The sequence below is a fragment of the Micromonospora sp. CPCC 205739 genome (genome assembly GCF_036906795.1).
GTDB lineage: Bacteria > Actinomycetota > Actinomycetes > Mycobacteriales > Micromonosporaceae > Micromonospora.
Window position 1 is genome coordinate 410,385 of the sequence record NZ_JBAKHS010000004.1, and the last position, 17,527, is coordinate 427,911.

Consider the following 17,527-nt stretch of genomic DNA (forward strand, 5'->3'; position numbering starts at 1 on the left):
GGCGTGGCCGGCAACCGGTTCCGGTACGGCCAGTGGCGCGGCGGGCCCGACCCGCTCGCGCCGCCGTACGACGTCCGCGCCGCGGTGGACGCCGTCGGCGCGGAGGTGCTGGCCGGCGGCAGCCTGCGAGAGGCGCTGCGGGACCTGCTGCGGCGCGGCCCGCAGGGCAGCGGCGGCCTGGCCGACCTGGCCGCGCGGGCCCGCCGGCTGCGCCGCGAGGCGCTGCGCCGGGGTGACCTGGACGGCGCGGTCACCCGGTCGCAGGCCCTGCTCGACCAGGCGCTCGCGGCCGAACGCGACGAGCTGCGCCGGCGCGCCGACGACGACGCGCGCTTCGCCGAGGCGGTGCTGGACAACCTGCCCCGCTCCACCGCCCGCGCGGTGCAGGAGCTGGCCGGCTACGAGTGGGCCAGCGACGAGGCGCGGCAGACGTACCAGCGGATCCTCGACGGGCTGCGCGGCGAGGTGCTGGAGCAGCGCTTCGCCGGGCTGCGCGACGCGGCGCGGGCCGCCGCCGACCCGGCGGTGCAGCGGCGGCTCGCCGAGATGATGCGCGACCTCAACGACCTGCTGGCCCGGCACGCCCGCGCCGAGGACACCACCGACGCGTTCGCCGAGTTCATGCGCCGGCACGGCGACTTCTTCCCGGAGCGGCCGAAGGACGTCGACGAGCTGGTCGACGTGCTGGCCCGCCGGTCGGCGGCCGGGGAGCGGCTGATGCGGTCGCTGTCGGACCGGCAGCGCGAGGAGCTGGCCGGGCTGATGCGGCAGTCCCTCGGCGACCGGCTGGCCGGCGAGCTGTCCGCGCTGGACGGGCACCTGCGGGCGCTGCGCCCCGACCTCAACTGGCAGCGCGGCGAGCGGGTCCGCGGCGACCGGCCGCTCGGCTACGGCGAGGCGGCCGGGGCGCTCGACGAGATCGGCGAGCTGGACGAGCTGCTCGACTCCCTCGACCAGGAACACCCGGGCGCCACCCTCGACGACGTGGACGTCGAGGCGGTGGCCCGGACGCTGGGCCGCAACGCCGCCGACGACGTGCGCCGGCTGCGGGAGCTGGAGCGGGAACTGCGCCGGCAGGGGTGGGTGAGCCGGGACGCCGACGGGCTGACGCTGAGCCCCAAGGCGCTGCGCCGGCTCGCCGGCACCGCGCTGCGCCGGGTCTTCGCCGACCTGACCGCCGGGCCGCGCGGGCAGCACGACCTGCGTTCGGCGGGCGCGGCCGGCGAGGTCAGCGGCGCGTCCCGGCCCTGGGAGTACGGCGACGAGCAGCCGCTGGACGTGGTGCGCACCCTCACCCGGGCGGTCCGCCGGGCCGGCCCCGCGGTGCCGGTCCAGCTCGCGGTCGACGACTTCGAGGTGGTGGAGACCGAGCGGCGGGCGTCGGCGGCGGTGGCGCTCTGCGTCGACCTGTCGTACTCGATGATCTCGCAGGGGCGCTGGGGGCCGATGAAGCAGACGGCGCTGGCGCTGTCGCACCTGGTGGCGACCCGCTTCCCGCAGGACGCCCTGGAGATCGTCGGCTTCGGCCGGGAGGCGCTGACGCTGACCCAGCAGGAGCTGGCCGCGGTGGAACCGGACATGCAGCAGGGCACCAACCTCCAGCACGCGCTGCGGCTGGCCGGGCGGCACCTGCGCCGGCATCCCGGCGCGGAGCCGGTGGTGCTGGTGGTCACCGACGGGGAGCCGACCGCCCACCTCGACCCGGACGACGGGGAGGCGCTGTTCCACTGGCCGCCGCTGCCGGAGACCATCGAGGCGACCGTCCGCGAGGTGGACAAGCTGACCCGATACGGCGCCACGCTCAACCTCTTCATGCTCGGCGACGACCCGGGGCTGCGCCGCTTCGTCGACGCGGTGGCCCGCCGCTCGAAGGGCCGGATGTTCACCCCCGACCTCGACGACCTCGGCGAGTACGTGGTCTCCGACTACCTGCGCGCCCGGCGCGGCCGGCGCTGAACCGCCCGTCCGGGTGATCCCGGTGCGGTAACGCCCCGGTCCGCCCCGGTCCGCGGGGTTGACTGGGGACGTGGAGAGCGCGGGGCTGCGGCGGATCTACGACGAACTGCTCGCCGAGGTGGAGGCGGGCGGCTTCGGCGAGCCGCCGCCGGGGCAGCTGAGCGCCGAGCAGATCGTGGCCCACCTGGCCGCCAACGACGAGCTGATGAGCGAGGCCACCGAGGCGGTCCTCGCCGGCTCGCCCTTCGCCTACTACGACCTGGAGACCATCCACCGCCCCCAGGTGGACGCGCTGGTCGTCGAGTGCGGCGGCCTGGACGGGCTGGCCACCCTGCTGCGGGCCACCAGCCAGAAGCTCTGCGCCCTGGTGGACCGGCTCGGCCTGGCGGCGGACACCCCGGTCGACACCCACCTGCGGGAGGGCTTCGACCTGGTCGTCGACGACACCCTGCCCTGGTCGCGCACCCTCGACCTGCACGCCCGCGTCCACCTGCCGAAGCACCTCGCGCAGCTCCGGGTCCTGCGGACGCCGCCGGGGGCGCCCACTGTCGACCGGCCGACCGTCGACCGGTCGGTCGGGTCGTGAGCCAGCCGGTGCGGTGAGCCGGCGCGGGGCGGGCCTGCGCAGAGCGGCCCGGTCGGTCGTCCCCGCGCTGTTGCCGCACCGGATCCGGATGGCGTTGCCGCTGATCGGCCAGTGCGCGCTGACGGCCGGCGTGGCCTGGTGGATCGCGGCGACCGTCTTCGGCCACCAGTCGCCGATCTTCGCCGCCACCGGCTCGTTGATCTGCCTGTCGGCGGGTCTGGGCGGGCGGGGTCGCCAGGCCGTCGACCTGTTCGTGGGGGTGCTGGCCGGCGTCGCGGTGGGGGAGGTCGTCCAGGCCCTCGACCTCGGCATCGGATTCCTGGTGATGGTGCCGGCGCTCGCGCTGGCGATGTCGATCGCCGCCCTGGTCAACCCGCGACCGCTGACCTACGTCCAGTCCGGCACCGCCGTACTGATCGTGGCCGCACTGGGGCCGGCGCGGTCGCCCGCCGGCTATCTGCTGGACGTGGCGGTCGGTGGCGCGCTGGGTCTGCTCGGCAGCCAGGTGCTGTTCAGCCCCGATCCGGTGAAGCTGGTCGCCGCGCCGGTCCCGGAGATCCTGCGGGACACCGCGGGCGCGCTGCGGACGGCGGCCGAGGCGCTGCGCCGGGGCGGGCCGGGGCTGGCGGCCGCCGCCTGCGAGCAGGCCCGACACGCCAACGCCCGCCTCGGCCGGCTCGCCGAGGCCCGGGTCGAGGCCCACCGGGTCACGGGCCGCACCGTACGCGGGCGCCGGCGCGCCGCCCGGTTGCACGGGGCCGACCGCCCCCTCGACGACGTCCACGTGCTGGTTGCCGCCGCCCTGCTGCTCTGCGACGACGTGCAGCGACAGCTCACGTCCGACCCCACCGTGGCGTCGGGCCCGTTGCCGGACCGGTTGACCGAGCTGGCCGACGGGCTGGCGGAGCTCTCCGCCGCCACCACCGACCGCTCCGGATCCCGGCCCGGGTCCACCGCACCCGTGCCGTCCGGCCCCGGCGACCGCCCGGTGATCGAGGTGCACCTGCGCGACGCCACCGTCGCCCTGCACCGGCTCCGCGCCGCCGCCCCACCCTGACCCCGCCGACCGGGCGGTCCTCGCTCGCGGCACGGGAACGCGGATCAGGGGTGCCGGTGGAAGGCCCGGCGGTACGCGCTCGGGGCGACGCCGATGCGCTGGCGGAGCTGCTGGCGCAGGGCGGCGGCGGTGCCGAAGCCGCAGCGGTGGGCGACCTGGTCGACGGTCAGGTCGGTGGTCTCCAGCAGCAGCCGGGCGTGCTCGGTGCGTTCCTGGAGCAGCCACTGGGCGGGGCTCAGCCCGGTCTCGGACCGGAAGTGCCGGGTGAAGGTGCGCACGCTCATCCGCGCGTGCTCGGCCAGGTCGCGCAGGGTGACCGGCTCGTGCAGCCGGCGCCGGGCCCACTCCCGGGTGCCGGCGGTGCCGGTCCCCGCGCCCGCCGGCACCGGCCGCTCGATGTACTGGGCCTGGCCGCCGTCGCGCCACGGCGGCACCACGCAGCGCCGGGCCGAGCGGTTGGCCACCTCGCTGCCGTGGTCGGTGCGGATGACGTGCAGGCACAGGTCGAGGCCGGCGGCCACCCCGGCCGAGGTGAGCACGTCGTCGCAGTCGATGAAGAGCACGTCCGGGTCCAGGTCGACCGCCGGGTACAGCCGGCGGAACTCCTCCGCGTACGCCCAGTGGGTGGTCGCCCGCCGGCCGTCGAGCAGCCCGGCGGCGGCCAGCACGAACGCGCCCGTGCAGATCGACATGATCCGCGCGCCCCGTTCGTGGGCCGTCCGCAGCGCCGCCGCCACCTCCGGGTCGAGGATGCCGTCGGTCAGCGCCGGGCCGCCGTGGATGCCCGGTACGACCACCGTGTCGGCGGCCTCGACCAGTTCGAGCCCGTGGTCGGGGAGCACCTGGTAGCCGGCGGTGCTGCGTACCGGGCGGCCCCCCGCGCTGCAGGCGTCGACGGTGTAGAGCTGCCGCATGTCCGGGGTGCGGGCGGTGCCGAAGACCTGGGAGGGGGTGCCGAGGTCGAGGCCGACCACCTGGTCGATGGCGAGCACCGCGACCCGGTGCGGGACGATCGTCATGGCCCGATTATTGCGCATGATGGCTTTCCGGCCACTCGTCTGTCGGGGTGCCCGCCGCCGAGACTCGGAGCGTGAACCGATCCCGCCGTCTCCACCCGGCCTGGCTGGTCGCCGCCGTCGCGTTCGTCGCGCTGGTCGGCGCCGCCGGCTTCCGCGCCACCCCCTCGGTCCTGCTGCACCCGCTGCACGCCGAGTTCGGCTGGCCGCTGGCCACCATCTCCGCCGCCGTCTCGGTCAACCTGCTGCTCTACGGGCTGACCGCGCCGTTCGCCGCCGCGCTGATGGACCGCTTCGGCGTCCGGCGGGTGGTGGCAGGGGCGCTGACGCTGGTGGCCGTCGGCAGCGGCCTGACCGTGTTCATGACGGCGAGCTGGCAGCTGATCCTCTGCTGGGGGGTGCTGGTCGGGCTGGGCACCGGGTCGATGGCGCTCGCCTTCGTGGCCACGGTGACCGGGCGCTGGTTCGTCCGTCGGCGCGGGCTGGTCACCGGGGTGCTGACCGCCGGCGGGGCGGCCGGGCAACTGGTCTTCCTGCCGCTGCTCGCCGTGCTGGTCCGCGACCACGGGTGGCGCACGGCGGCGCTCGTCGTCGCCGGGGCGGCGCTGGCCGTCGTACCCCTGGTGGCCTGGCTGCTGCGGGAACACCCGGCGGATCTCGGCCTGCCCGCCTACGGCGCGGCCGAGGTGGTGCCGCCCGCGCCGACGACGGGCGGCGCGGCGGCCCGGGCGGTCGGCGCGCTGGCCACGGCCGCGCGGACCCGGCCGTTCTGGCTGCTCGCCGGCGGGTTCGCGATCTGCGGCGCGACCACCAACGGGCTGGTCGGCACGCACTTCGTGCCGGCCGCGCACGACCACGGGATGGCGGAGACCACCGCCGCGGGGCTGCTCGCCCTGGTCGGGCTCTTCGACATCGTCGGCACCATCGCCTCCGGCTGGCTCACCGACCGGGTGGACAGCCGGCTGCTGCTCGGCGCCTACTACGCGCTGCGCGGCGCGTCGCTGCTGGTGCTGCCCGGACTCTTCGCCGGCACCGCCGAGCCGAGCATGCTGGTCTTCATCGTCTTCTACGGCCTGGACTGGGTGGCCACCGTGCCGCCGACCGTCGCGCTCTGCCGGGAGTACTTCGGCGCGTCGGGCGCGGTGGTCTTCGGCTGGGTCTTCGCCGCCCATCAGCTCGGCGCGGCCGTCGCCGCGACCGGGGCGGGCCTGGTCCGCGACCGGCTCGGCGACTACGCGCTGGCCTGGTACGTCGCCGGGGCGCTGTCGATCGGCGCGGCCGGGCTCGCACTGCTGCTGCGCCGCCGGGAGCCCGTGCCGGTGCCGGTGCCCGTGGTGGCGCCGCCGCCGCGGGCCTGGAGCTACCGGGGCTGAGGGGTCAGCCCACCGTCCACTGCTGCTGGGCGGCGCCGGTGCAGGGCACCTGACGGAGCTCGTCGCCGGCCTCGGTGCCGCCGTCCTTCACCTCGGCGCACTTGCCGGAGTGCACCGCGACCAGCAGCACCGGGCCGGTGCCGACCGGGGTCAGCCGCCACTGCTGGTTGGCCTGCCCGTGGCAGGGAAACTGCTGGAGCTTCGCGCCGTCGTCGGCGCTGCCGCCCTCGACGTCCAGGCACTGACCGTGCGCGGTGTTGGTGAGGGTGACCAGGTCCGGGGCGACCGGGTTGGCCACCCACTGCTGTTCCGGCCCGCCGGTGCAGGCCGCCAGCTCGGCGACGGCCTTCTCGTCGTCGCCGTCGGTGCCGACGCAGAGGCCCGAGGCCACCGCCTGGAACACCTTCGGCCCGGCCACCGGGGCGGGCGGGGTGGTGGGCGCGGCGGTCGGCGAGGGCGCGGCCGGGGTGGTCGGGGCCGGCTCGGTGACCTCCGGCGACGGCGGCTGCGGCTGCGGCGGGGGCGCCGAGGCGGCGGACGCCGGCACCACCGGCTGGTCGCCGCCGCCGAGCACGCCGGTGGCGAAGAAGACCCCCACCAGTACGCCGACCAGCCCGGTGGCCAGCGCGAACCGCATCAGCGGGTCCCGGGGCAGCCCGGGCCGGGCGGCCCGGCGGGCGCCGTAGACGGTGCCGGACGGGTCGTGGTGTTCGTCGGAGACGGACATGGGGGCATCCTCACCCACCGGGCCGGTCGACGGCCACCCGGCCCGTCCGGCGGTGACTCAGTCGACGACCGTGACGTCCTTCCAGAACGCCACCCGGTCGCGCACCATCTCGGCCTCCGGCTTCGGGTCCGGGTAGTACCAGACCGCGTCGGCGCTGGTCCGGCCGTCGTGCTCCAGCGTGTAGTAGGAGGCGGTGCCCTTCCATCCGCAGACCGTGTGGGTCGCCGACTCCCGGATCAGGTCGTCGCGCAGGGCCTGGCGGGGGAAGTAGTGGTTGCCCTCCACCACCACGGTGTCGTCACTCTCGGCGATCACCAGGTCGTTCCAGACGGCTTTCGGCATGCCTCCACGCTATTGCGCCCGCGTCGCTGCGGCCACCGATCGGCGGTGTCAGCCCGGCGGCTGCGGGTCGGTGACGTCGGCGACCGTCGCTCCGAGCGTGGTGATCGCCGCGTCGGCGTCCAGCGCGACGGCGGTGCCGTGCTCGCCCGCGCCGAGGGTGATCTCCCGGCCGCGCAGCCGCTCGTCGGCGACGACCGGCCAGGCGGTCGTCGCGCCGAACGGGGTGATGGTGCCGCGTTCGTAGCCGGTGGCGGCGCGGGCCGCCGCCGCGTCCGGCATGGAGAGCCGGTTGACGCCGAGCAGCGCGCGCAGCTTGGGCCAGGAGATCACCCGGTCGCCGGGGGTGAGCACGAAGAGGTGGTCGTCCGGGCCGCGGCGGACCACGATCGTCTTCACCACGTCCGGTACCGCGACGCCGCGGGCGGCGGCCGCCTCGGCGAGGCTGCGCACCGGCCCGTGCCGGATCACCCGGTACGGCAGACCGGCGGCGTCCAGTGCGGTGAGAGCAGGTGACGGCACGCCCGCCACGGTAACGCGGCTGTCCGATTCTGGATGCGAAAAGGCCACCGTGGACATCCCACGCGGAAGCCGTTCGGCGCGTAAAGTGATCTCATGCGCGCGCTGCGTGATCATGACCAGGCGGTGGACAGGTTGCGGCGGTCGTACGCCGCCGTGCCCCCGGGGCAACCCGTCCGCCTCGCCAAACGCACCTCCAATCTCTTCCGTCCCCGGACGGCCACCAGCTCGCCCGGCCTGGACGTCTCCGGGCTGAACGGCGTGCTGGCGGTCGACCCGAGGGCCCGCACCGCCGACGTCCAGGGCATGTGCACGTACGAGGACCTGGTCGCCGCCACCCTTCCGCACGGGCTGATGCCGCTGGTCGTGCCGCAACTGCGCACGATCACCCTGGGCGGCGCGGTCACCGGCCTGGGCATCGAGTCGACCTCGTTCCGCAACGGGCTGCCGCACGAGTCGGTGACCGAGATGGACGTGCTGACCGGCGCCGGCGAGATCCTCACGATCCGTCCCGAGGGGGAGCACGCCGACCTCTTCGCGGCCTTCCCCAACTCGCTGGGCAGCCTCGGCTACGCCACCCGGCTGCGCATCGAACTCCAACCGGTACGCCACGCGGTGGCGCTGCGCAACGTGCGCTTCAGCCGCCTGGAGGAGCTGACCGAGGCGATCGGCGACGTGGTCGTCAAGGGCGAGTGGGAGGGGCAGCCCGTCGACGCGATGGACGGGGTGATGTTCAGCCCCGGCGAGGCGTACCTGACCCTGGGCACCTTCACCGACGACGCGCCGCAGCTCAGCGACTACACCGGCCAGGAGATCTACTACCGGTCGCTGCGCCGGCGCACCCGCGACGCGCTGACCACCCACGACTACCTCTGGCGCTGGGACACCGACTGGTTCTGGTGCTCGGCGGCGTTCGGGGTGCAGCACCCGGTCCTCCGCCGGCTCTGGCCGGCCCGGTGGCGGCGCAGCGACTTCTACCACCGGCTGGTCCGGCTGGAGCACCGGCACCAGGTCGCCGCTCGGGTGGACCGCTGGCGGGGCCGCCCCGCCCGCGAGCGGGTGGTGCAGGACGTCGAGATCCCGCTGGAGGCCACCGCCGAATTCCTCCGCTGGTTCGCCGGCAACGTGGGGATGAACCCCGTCTGGCTCTGCCCGCTGCGGCTGCGCGAGCCGGCCGGGTCCGGTTCGGCGCGGGCCTGGCCGCTGTACCCGCTCCGGCCGGGGCAGACCTACGTCAACGTCGGCTTCTGGGGCAGCGTGCCGATCGCCGAAGGGGCGGCGGACGGCGATGTGAACCGCTCGATCGAGCGGGCGGTGTCCGAGCTGGGCGGTCACAAGTCGCTCTACTCGGACGCGTACTACGACCGGGAAGCGTTCGACCGGCTCTACGGCGGGGACGTCTGGCGCGCCGCGAAGGACCGTTACGACCCGGACCACCGGCTCACCGGACTGTACGAGAAGGCGGTAGCAAGGAAATGAGCCTGACCGATCGTGAACAGGGGGCGAGCAGTTCCCCCGCCACACCACCGCCGGCGGGAGGCCGGCGCGGACGCACGACCGTCGCGGACGTCGTCCGGGCGTTGACCGTCGGGGACCTGCCGGTGCGCATCACCGGGTACGACGGCAGTGTGCTGGGCCCGGCCGACTCCGGGATCACCCTGTCCATCCACTCCGAGCGGGGCCTGTCGTACCTGCTCACCGCCCCCGGCGACCTGGGCATGGCCCGGGCGTACGTCAGCGGTGACCTGGGGCTGGAGGGGGTGCACCCGGGCGACCCGTACGAGACGCTGCGGGTGCTCAAAGACGAGTTGCGGGTGCGGGTGCCCCCGCTGACCGAGGGGCTGGCCCTGGTGCGCGGGCTGGGCTGGGAGCGGCTGCTGCCCCCGCCGCCCCCGCCGCAGGAGGCGCAACCGCGCTGGCGTCGGGTGATGAACGGGCTGCGCCACTCCCGCCTGCGTGACAGCACCGCCATCTCGCACCACTACGACGTCTCGAACGCCTTCTACGAGAAGGTGCTCGGCCCGTCGATGACGTACACCTGCGCGGTGTTCCGCAGCCCGGACGACACCCTGGAGCAGGCCCAGGCGGCCAAGTACGACCTGGTCGCCGGCAAGCTGGCGCTCAAGCCGGGGATGCGGCTGCTCGACGTCGGCTGCGGCTGGGGCGGCATGGTCCGGCACGCTGCCCGGGAGTACGGCGTCAAGGCGCTGGGCGTGACCCTCTCCCGGGAGCAGGCGCGGTGGGCGCAGGTGGCGATCGAGCGGGAGGGGCTGACCGAGCTGGCCGAGGTGCGCCACCTGGACTACCGGGACGCCCCGTGGGAGCAGTTCGACGTGGTCTCCTCGATCGGGCTGACCGAGCACATCGGGGTGCGCAACTACCCGGCGTACTTCCGGGCGCTGCGCGACCGGCTGCGGCCGGACGGCCGGCTGCTCAACCACTGCATCACCCGGGCCGACAACCGGGCCCCGCACCGCTCCGGCGCGTTCATCGACCGGTACGTCTTCCCGGACGGCGAGCTGGCCGGGCCGGGCCGGTTGATCGGCGAGATCCACGACGTGGGGCTGGAGGTGCACCACGAGGAGAACCTGCGGCGGCACTACGCGCTGACGCTGGCCGCCTGGTGCCGCAACCTGGTCGAGAACTGGGACTTCTGCGTCTCCGAGGTGGGCCAGGGCACCGCGCGGGTGTGGGGCCTCTACATGGCCGGCTCGCGGTTGGCCTTCGAGACCAACGGCATCCAGCTGCACCAGGTGCTGGCCACCCGCAACGGGCCGGACGGGCAGACGTCGTACCCCCTGCGCCCCGACTGGACCCCCTGACGCCGGGACCGTCGAGGAAAGCCGCGCCGGATCGGCGCGGCTTTCCTCGATCCCATTGACAAAGAAAGTTTTTACGTACAAGCTCATTTGTGCGATGAGAGACGTCATGTACCTGGAGCAGATCGAGCAGGCCGAGGTCCTGCTCAAGCCGCAGCGCGTCGAGGTGCTGCGGCAGTTGGCCGAGCCCCGCACCTGCACCGAGGTGGCCACCCGGCTGGAGCAGACGCCGCAGCGCGTCTACTACCACGTCAAGCAGTTGGTGGCGGCCGGGCTGGTCGAGCAGGTGTCGACCCGGAAGGTGCGCGGCATCAGCGAGGGCATCTACCAGGCCGCCGCCCGGTCGTACTGGCTTTCGCCGCGCCTGGTGGGGCGGGTCGGCGGGGCACGCCGGGCCCGCGACGAGCTCAGCCTGGGCTACCTGCTCGACCTGATGGAGGAGGTCCAGGCGGACGTCGCCGCCCTCGACCGGTCCGCGCCGGAGCTGCCCTCGATCGGGGTGTCCGGCGAGATCCGGGTGCCGGCCGAGCGCCGGCAGGAGTTCCTGCACGACCTGCAGTCCACGCTGCAGGACCTGTTCACCCGCTACGGCGGCGCCGAGGGAGACGCCTTCAAGCTCGCCGTGGCCTGCTACCCCAAGGGGGACGACCGTGAGTGATCTGTTGAAGCTGGGTGCCCGTCTCGCCGCGCCGGTCGAGGCCGTCCGGCGCGCCCTGACCGACCCGGCCGAGCTGCGCGTCTGGTTCGCCGAGCACGCCGAGGTCGAGCTGCCGCGACGGTACGAGTTCTGGGGCCGCTACACGCCGGAGGGCGACGCGCCGCACCAGCGCCTGCTGCACGCCGACGAGCACACGCTGCGCTTCGCCTGGCTGCTCGACGGCGTGGAGACCACCAGCGAGATATCCCTGGCGGCCGAGGGCCCGGACAGCACGTTGCTGACCGTGACCCAGAGCCACTTCAAGTTCGCCGAGGCGCTGGACGGCAGCACCATCCGCGGCGTCCTGCAGACCTGGTGGAGCCTGTCGATCGGCAACCTCGCCGCCCACCTGGAAGGACGGCCGCTGCTGCCGAAGACCGACTTCACCTCCGCCGACCTGCGCGGCGAGCTGGTGATCGGCGCGCCGGCCGAGCGGGTCTGGGCGTCGCTGACCGACTCGGCCCAGGCCAGCGCCTGGTTCGGCTACCCGATCGGCATCGAGCCCTGGGTCGGCGGCCGGTACGCCATGGGCGGCTTCGAGAGCGGCTACGCGGCCAAGGTGGTCGACCTGGAGCCGGGCCGCCGGATGTCCGTCGACTGGGGACCGACCGGCGTGACCACCTGGGAGCTGGCCGAGTCCGACGGCAAGACCCGGCTGACCTTCGTGCAGAGCGGCTTCGACGAGGGCAACCCGCCGTACGCGGCCTGGAGCGGGTCGGTGGCCGGCCTCTTCGAGCTGCGCCGCTACCACGAGATGGCCGACTGGCAGCCGATCTGGGTGATGGAGGAGCTGCCCACCGGTGCCTGACCGTCCGGCCCTCTCCGCCGACGCGGGCCGCACCCCCTCGTGGTGCGGCCCGCGCCGTCCGTGCAGCGTGTCCCGGTTCCGGCTCCATTCCTGGCGCGGTTCCGGCGTGAATCCTGGCGCGTCGACCGGCGGTGGTCTGGCGGTGGTCTGGCGGGTGCCGCGCAGAGTGTCCTCGCCCGGTGCTGGTGCGGTCCGAGCCCCTTGAGACGGACGGGCTGATCGGGTGTTGCTGTGTCGGTGCCTGTGGAGCTGATGACGCAAACGATTCACCCGGTGTCCGGGGGCCGGGTGCCTGGCATTCGCCGGCTACCAGGTGCCGATCGTGGTGGGCGGTGTCCGGGAGCTGCGCCGGCCTTGACCAGGGACGGGCCGGTCGGGCGTGCCAGCAGCGTCGACGTGGTGGATGCCCTTGGCCCCGATTCGTTGACGTCATCAGCTCCACAGGGCTCGCACACCCCACGTCATGGTGGCGACGGCGTCCGCGCCGGTCGGCCCGCTGGTGCCCACCGGCCCGGAGACCGGTGGGTGCCGACGGGACGGCGCGCCGTCAGCGGTCCAGCTCGTCGGCGCGGCGCAGCAGCGCCCGCCGCTCGGGGTCGGAGCCGACGAGGTCGGCGGCGGTCCGGAACAGCGCGGCGGCGCGTACCGGGTCGCCGTGGCGGGCGGTCAGCTCGGCCTCGGCGGCCAGCGCGGGCGGGTAGCCGTCGAGGGTGCCGCCGGCGCGGGCCTCGCTGATCAGGGTCAGTCCCGCCGCCGGCCCGTAGGCGTAGCCGTGCGCCAGAGCCCGGTTGAGGCGGACCACCGGGGTGGGGCGGAGCCGGGCCAGCTCGTCGTAGCAGCCGGCGATGCCGGCCCAGTCCGTGTCGGCGGCGGTCGGGGCGGTGGCGTGGGCGGCGGCGATCCGGGCCTGGAGCGCGTACGGGCCACGGCCGGCCCGCGCCAGCGCCGTGAGTCCCTCGGCGATGGCGGCGTGGTCCCAGCGGGAGCGGTCCTGCTCGTCGAGGGTGAGCAGGTCGCCGGCCTGGTCGCGGCGGGCCGCGCGGCGCGAGTTCTGGAACAGGAACAGGGCCCGCAGCCCGGCGACCTCCGGCTGGTCGGGCATCAGCCGGTCGAGCAGCCGGGCCAGCCGGATCGCCTCGTCGGCGAAGGCGGGCTCGCCGTCGGCGTCGTACCCCCGGGTGAAGAGCAGGTAGAGCACGGCCAGGACGCCCGGCAGCCGCTCGACCAGCGCGGGCCCGGTCGGCACCCGGTAGGGGATACCGGCCGTGGCGATCCTGGTCTTCGCGCGGGTGATCCGCCGGGTCATGCTGGACTCGCTGACCAGGAAGGCGCGGGCGATGTCGGCGGTGGGCACCCCGGCCACCGTGCGCAGGGTCAGCGCGACCCGCGCCTCCAGGGCCAGCGCCGGATGACAGCAGGTGAAGACGAGGCGCAGCCGGTCGTCCACCACGTCCCCCTCCGCGCCCGTCGGCGGCTCCGGATCGGTCAGCAGGGCCAGGTCGCGCAGTCGGCGTCGCTCCACCGAGGCCCGGCGCAGCACGTCCACCGCCCGGTTCCGGGCGGCCGTCATCAGCCAGCCGCCCGGATTGCCGGGTACGCCGTCGCGGGGCCAGCGCTCCAGCGCCGAGGCGAGCGCCTCCTGGGCGCAGTCCTCAGCGAGCGTCCAGTCCCCGGTGACTCGGATCAGCGCGGCGACGATCCGCGGGTACGCCTCGGCACCCGCGTCCGCCACCGCGCCGGCCGCGTCCAGCACCCGCGTCAGTCCAGGTCGGCGAAGGGGCGCAGCTCGATCCGCCCGCCGTACGCCATCGGGTGGGCCCGGGCGACCTCGACCGCCTCGTCCAGGTCGGCGCACTCCAGGATGTCGAACCCGACGATGACCTCCTTGGTCTCGGCGAACGGGCCGTCGCTGAGCAGCAGTTCGCCGCCGCGTACCCGGACCGTGGTCGCCCCCGAGGGCGGGGCGAGCACGCTGCCCTCCAGGCGCTGGCCGCGGGCGTCCCGCTCCGCCACCCACTGCTCGATGTCGGGCGCGGCGTCCGGGTCGGTGTCCGGCTCGGTGTCGGTGCAGACGAACATCATGAACCTCATCAGCGGCGCTCCTCAGTGTCGTGGTCTCTCACCAGGGTGACGAACACCGGACCCGGATCCGGACACCGGCGGGTGGGAAATCTTTGTCGGCATGGTCGGCGCCGGCCGAGCCGGGCGCGCCGTACGGCGGGTCCACCCGGCCGAAGCGGGGCGCGAGGGGATCATGTCATCGGCAGCGCTCAGCGGCGATGGAGTACCGAGGAGGACCGCGATGCCCCGCGACGACTGGAAGGGTGTCGTCAACCAGATCCTCTACGGGTTGATCTTCACCCCCGAGCTGGACGAGGCCGCCGCCGCCCGGATGGCGGAGGCCATGGTGGAACGCCGGTCGTTCGGCGCCGGTCCGGACGTCTACGCCGCGGCCATCACCCGGGCCCGGCGGCACCGCGGCCCGCTGACCGACGAGATGCCCACGCCACACGGTGAGGAGCGGTTCCGGGCGTTCCTGGAGCTGCTTGCCGTCCAGCTCGACGCCCGCCGGCCGTGGCGGCGAACCTCTTCCTGAAACCGGGTGTGTGAGCCCCCTTCCGTGGGTACAGGCCGGCGATGTTCTTCATCTTCGGATTCCGCACGTCCGTCAACCGGTCGGGCGTGGTCACCGCGGTCTGCCGCAACTGCGGCAACCGGGCCGCGCAGGTGATCACCCGCCGGTCGACCAAGTTCACCCTCTTCTTCATTCCGCTGATCCCGGTTCGGACCCGCTACGTGCAGCAGTGCTCGTTCTGCGGCGCCGAGTACGGCATCTCCAAGAACGAGGCCCGCAGCCTCCCGGTCGGCTGAACCGGCGATGGCCCGTTTCCTCTGCTGGCTGATCGGCCGGCAACCGGTCGTACCGGCTTCCGCGCCGGTGCACACCGTCTCCCGCCCGCCCTGCACCCCGGGCCGCCGCCGGCACCGCCGCCGCCGGCCGCTGGCCGGGGCCCGCTCGCCCCGCTCACCCTGGAACCGCTCCGCCGAGCGCTGAGCATGTGATCTTCCGCCCGTACCGGATCCGTTCCCACCTGCGCGTTCTAGGCTGGGCCCGCCGTCCGAACGGGGAGAATTCTTGCGTAACCACCCGGCCGTCGTGCTGGTCGCCGTCCTGCTGTCCACCCTCTCGCTGCCGGTGTCGCTGACCGGCGCGTCGGTCGCGCTGCCGGACATCGGGCGGGACCTCGACGCCGGGCTGGCCGGCGTGCAGTGGGTGGTGAACGGCTACAACGCCACCTTCGCCAGCTTCATGCTGGCCACCGGGGCGCTGGCGGACCTGCTCGGCCGGCGCCGGGTCTTCGCCACCGGCGTCGCCATCTTCGCCGGCTCCGGGCTGCTCGCCTCGGTCGCCGGGAACATCGTGCTGCTCGACCTGCTGCGCGCGCTGGCCGGCATCGGCGCGGCCGCCGCCGCGACCAGCGCCTCCGCCCTGCTGGCCCACGCCTTCCCCGGTCGGGCCCGAGCCCGGGTGTTCAGCATCTTCGGTACGACCATCGGCGTCGGCCTGGCCTTCGGACCCTCCATCGCCGGCCTGCTGATCTCCGCGTTCGGCTGGCGGGCGGTCTTCGCCGCGCCGGCGCTGGCCGCCGTGGCGGTGCTGGCGCTCACCCCGCTGCTGCCCGAGTCCCGCCAGCCGCACGCCGGGCGGATCGACTGGCCGGGGACGGTCACCTTCACCGCCGCGCTGCTGCTGCTCATCTTCGGGTTCGTGCAGGGCCCCGAGCTGGGCTGGTCCGCCCCGGTGATCGTGGCGGCCTTCGTCGCGGCGGTGGCCCTGCTGGTGGCCTTCGTCCGGGTGGAACGCCGCCGGGCCGACCCGATGTTCGACCTGGCCCTGCTGGCGAGCCCCCGGTTCCTCGGCATCTGCCTGGCGGCGGCCACCATCGTCGCGGTGCTGGTGCCGCTGCTGGTCTACCTGCCGTCGTACCTGACCACGGTGGTCGGGATGAGCCCCGGCGGGGCCGGCGCCACGCTGATCCTGCTGACCGCGCCGACCCTGGTGCTGCCGCTGCTCAGCGGGGCCATGACCCGGCTGGTGCCGGCCCCGGCGGTGATCGTCGCCTCGGTGGCGGTGGTCGCGGTGGGCGCCGCCTGGGCCACCGTGCTCGCTCCCGACAGCGGCGCCGCCGCCCTGGCCGGCCCGCTGCTCACCATCGGTGTCGGGGTCGGACTGTCGATCGGCCTGCTCGACGCGCTGGCGATCGGCAGCGTCGCCGCGCACCGGGCGGCCACCGGCGCCGGGATGATCAATACGGCGCGGCTGGCCAGCGAGACCGTCGCCATCGCGGTGGTCGGGGCGGTGCTGGCCAGCACCACCGCCGGCCGGCTCGCCGACCCGGGCTTCACCGGTGGGCTGCGTACCGTGCTCTGGGCGATGGCCGGCGTGGCCCTGGTCGCCGCGGTGGCGACCGCCGTGCTGGTGCGCCGGGCCCGCGTCCCGGCCGAACCGGCGGTGAGCGCCTATCCTGGCGGATCATGACGAGCACCGCGCAGCGCCTGGCCGCGATCCGCGGCGACCTGCCGCCGAAGCGGCACAACGCCCGGACCATCGCCGCGCTCACCGGCAACCCGGGCTGCGCCCGGCGGGCGGTGCTGGACGGCGCCGGGGTGGACAAGCCGAGGCTGGCCGAGGCGATCGGCTTCCCGGCCCGCTTCGGGCAGTCCCGGTTCGCCATCACCCGGGGCAACGCGTTCGAGGCGCAGGTCAAGGCCGACGGCGGGGCGGAGCTGCTGCGGCTGGTCGCCGAGCGGCTGGGCGTACCGGTGCCGGAGCAGGCGAGCTGGACGGACCTGGGCGGCGCGGACGACCTGCCGGACCGGCACGAGCGGTCCCGCCGGGCGCTGACGGCCGAGGGGCCGGAGGCGGCGCTCTTCGACCATCCGCTGCTCGGCCTGGCGGTCGCCGGCCAGCGGGTGCACCTGGAGCCCGATCTGGTCGCCGCCCGGCTCGGCGGCCGGTTCCACGTGGTGGAGATCAAGTCGTTTCCGGTGGTCGACGGGCAGGCCGACCCGGCGAAGGTCGCCGCCGCCGCCATCCAGTCGGCCGTCTACGTGCTGGCGCTGCGCGAGCTGCTCGCCGCCGAGGGGCACGACGAGGAGCTGGTCTCGCACGAGGTGGTGCTGGTCTGCCCGCGCGACTTCGGCAACCGGCCGGTGGCCAGCCTGCTGGACGTCCGCAAGCAACTGCTGGTGCTGCGCCGCCAGCTCGACCGGATGGCGAGGCTGGACGCCCTGCTCGACACCGTGCCGGCGGACTTCACCGCCGACCCGGCCGCCGACCCGGTGACGCTCGCCGCCGGGCTGCACCGGGTGCCGGCCCGCTACGCGCCCGAGTGCCTGGCCAGCTGCGAGCTGGCGTACTTCTGCCGAAACGAGGCGGGCGGGCACACCGCGGCGCTGGGCCGGCCGGTCCGGGAGGCGCTGGGCGGCGTCGCCACCGTCGCCGAGGTGCTGGCGCTGGCTACCGGCGAACGCGCCGCCGAGCCCGAGCAGGAGGAGGCCGCCGCGCTGCTGCGGGCCGCCGCCCGGTTGCGCGCCGACGCCCTCGCCGGACACCCCGCATGAGTACG

Annotated in this window: 19 protein-coding genes; 13 read left to right on the forward strand and 6 right to left on the reverse strand. The window is 74.9% G+C overall.

Features of this window, described 5'->3' with window-relative positions; translation table 11 throughout:
- Window positions 1–3 precede the first annotated feature (3 nt).
- The 3 genes from V6U88_RS10125 (at window position 4) to V6U88_RS10135 (ending at window position 3,599) form a co-directional block, all read left to right on the forward strand.
- Window positions 4–1,956 carry a vWA domain-containing protein gene (locus tag V6U88_RS10125; RefSeq protein ID WP_334451837.1) on the forward strand — a complete coding sequence of 651 codons (1,953 nt, stop codon included), beginning with the start codon at window positions 4–6 and terminating at the stop codon, window positions 1,954–1,956.
- 70 nt (window positions 1,957–2,026) lie between these two features.
- Window positions 2,027–2,542 carry a hypothetical protein gene (locus tag V6U88_RS10130; protein WP_334451838.1) on the forward strand — a complete coding sequence of 172 codons (516 nt, stop codon included), beginning with the start codon at window positions 2,027–2,029 and terminating at the stop codon, window positions 2,540–2,542.
- An 88-nt stretch (window positions 2,543–2,630) separates the two neighbouring features.
- The gene (locus V6U88_RS10135; RefSeq protein ID WP_334451839.1) at window positions 2,631–3,599 is read left to right on the forward strand and encodes an FUSC family protein; all 969 of its coding nucleotides are present in this window, start codon (window positions 2,631–2,633) and stop codon (window positions 3,597–3,599) included.
- A 44-nt stretch (window positions 3,600–3,643) separates the two neighbouring features.
- On the opposite strand, the gene V6U88_RS10140 is transcribed toward V6U88_RS10135, so the two are convergent.
- Window positions 3,644–4,636 carry a GlxA family transcriptional regulator gene (locus V6U88_RS10140; RefSeq protein WP_334451840.1) on the reverse strand — a complete coding sequence of 331 codons (993 nt, stop codon included), beginning with the start codon at window positions 4,634–4,636 and terminating at the stop codon, window positions 3,644–3,646.
- Window positions 4,637–4,689: 53 nt separating this feature from the next.
- Between V6U88_RS10140 and V6U88_RS10145 the strand changes: the two genes are divergently transcribed.
- Complete coding sequence (locus tag V6U88_RS10145; protein WP_334451842.1) at window positions 4,690–5,988, forward strand: MFS transporter; 1,299 nt, start codon at window positions 4,690–4,692, stop codon at window positions 5,986–5,988.
- Window positions 5,989–5,992: 4 nt separating this feature from the next.
- Here the strand turns inward: V6U88_RS10145 and V6U88_RS10150 are convergent, their stop codons facing one another.
- Genes V6U88_RS10150 through V6U88_RS10160 form a run of 3 tightly spaced genes read right to left on the reverse strand, consistent with a single transcriptional unit; the run spans window position 5,993 to window position 7,633 of the window.
- Window positions 5,993–6,715, reverse strand: coding sequence for an RICIN domain-containing protein (locus V6U88_RS10150; RefSeq protein ID WP_334451844.1), 723 nt, complete (start codon window positions 6,713–6,715; stop codon window positions 5,993–5,995).
- 57 nt (window positions 6,716–6,772) lie between these two features.
- Window positions 6,773–7,057, reverse strand: coding sequence for a DUF427 domain-containing protein (locus V6U88_RS10155; protein WP_334451846.1), 285 nt, complete (start codon window positions 7,055–7,057; stop codon window positions 6,773–6,775).
- Window positions 7,058–7,105: 48 nt separating this feature from the next.
- Window positions 7,106–7,633 (reverse strand): aminoacyl-tRNA deacylase, encoded by a 528-nt coding sequence (locus V6U88_RS10160; RefSeq protein ID WP_334451847.1) that lies wholly within the window; start codon window positions 7,631–7,633, stop codon window positions 7,106–7,108.
- Window positions 7,634–7,669: 36 nt separating this feature from the next.
- Here V6U88_RS10160 and V6U88_RS10165 point away from each other — a divergent pair, with 36 nt between their 5' ends.
- The 4 genes from V6U88_RS10165 (at window position 7,670) to V6U88_RS10180 (ending at window position 11,897) form a co-directional block, all read left to right on the forward strand.
- On the forward strand, window positions 7,670–9,052 hold the full coding sequence (locus V6U88_RS10165; protein ID WP_334451848.1) for an FAD-binding oxidoreductase: 1,383 nt from the start codon (window positions 7,670–7,672) through the stop codon (window positions 9,050–9,052).
- The gene (locus V6U88_RS10170) at window positions 9,049–10,395 is read left to right on the forward strand and encodes a class I SAM-dependent methyltransferase (protein WP_334451850.1); all 1,347 of its coding nucleotides are present in this window, start codon (window positions 9,049–9,051) and stop codon (window positions 10,393–10,395) included. The genes V6U88_RS10165 and V6U88_RS10170 overlap by 4 nt, the downstream gene beginning before the upstream one ends.
- Before the next feature lie 94 nt (window positions 10,396–10,489).
- Window positions 10,490–11,050 (forward strand): helix-turn-helix domain-containing protein, encoded by a 561-nt coding sequence (locus tag V6U88_RS10175; protein ID WP_334451852.1) that lies wholly within the window; start codon window positions 10,490–10,492, stop codon window positions 11,048–11,050.
- Complete coding sequence (locus tag V6U88_RS10180) at window positions 11,043–11,897, forward strand: SRPBCC family protein (RefSeq protein WP_334451853.1); 855 nt, start codon at window positions 11,043–11,045, stop codon at window positions 11,895–11,897. The genes V6U88_RS10175 and V6U88_RS10180 overlap by 8 nt, the downstream gene beginning before the upstream one ends.
- A 547-nt stretch (window positions 11,898–12,444) precedes the next feature.
- Here V6U88_RS10180 and V6U88_RS10185 read toward each other — a convergent pair.
- Window positions 12,445–13,650 (reverse strand): RNA polymerase sigma factor, encoded by a 1,206-nt coding sequence (locus V6U88_RS10185; protein ID WP_334451855.1) that lies wholly within the window; start codon window positions 13,648–13,650, stop codon window positions 12,445–12,447.
- A gap of 5 nt (window positions 13,651–13,655) precedes the next feature.
- On the reverse strand, window positions 13,656–13,988 hold the full coding sequence (locus tag V6U88_RS10190; RefSeq protein WP_442934602.1) for a YciI family protein: 333 nt from the start codon (window positions 13,986–13,988) through the stop codon (window positions 13,656–13,658).
- A gap of 211 nt (window positions 13,989–14,199) precedes the next feature.
- On the opposite strand from V6U88_RS10190, the gene V6U88_RS10195 reads away from it, so the two are divergent.
- The 5 genes from V6U88_RS10195 to V6U88_RS10215 all read left to right on the forward strand — a co-directional run bounded on the left by V6U88_RS10195 (window position 14,200) and on the right by V6U88_RS10215 (window position 17,522).
- Complete coding sequence (locus V6U88_RS10195; protein ID WP_334451857.1) at window positions 14,200–14,493, forward strand: hypothetical protein; 294 nt, start codon at window positions 14,200–14,202, stop codon at window positions 14,491–14,493.
- Between the two features lie 41 nt (window positions 14,494–14,534).
- Window positions 14,535–14,768 (forward strand): zinc-ribbon domain-containing protein, encoded by a 234-nt coding sequence (locus V6U88_RS10200; protein WP_334451859.1) that lies wholly within the window; start codon window positions 14,535–14,537, stop codon window positions 14,766–14,768.
- Between the two features lie 7 nt (window positions 14,769–14,775).
- Window positions 14,776–14,952 (forward strand): hypothetical protein, encoded by a 177-nt coding sequence (locus V6U88_RS10205; protein WP_334451860.1) that lies wholly within the window; start codon window positions 14,776–14,778, stop codon window positions 14,950–14,952.
- 81 nt (window positions 14,953–15,033) lie between these two features.
- Window positions 15,034–16,437, forward strand: a complete 1,404-nt coding sequence (locus V6U88_RS10210; protein WP_334451861.1) for an MFS transporter — start codon at window positions 15,034–15,036, stop codon at window positions 16,435–16,437.
- Window positions 16,434–17,522, forward strand: a complete 1,089-nt coding sequence (locus V6U88_RS10215) for a hypothetical protein (protein WP_334451863.1) — start codon at window positions 16,434–16,436, stop codon at window positions 17,520–17,522. Before V6U88_RS10210 ends, V6U88_RS10215 begins: the two co-directional genes overlap by 4 nt.
- Window positions 17,523–17,527 lie beyond the last annotated feature (5 nt).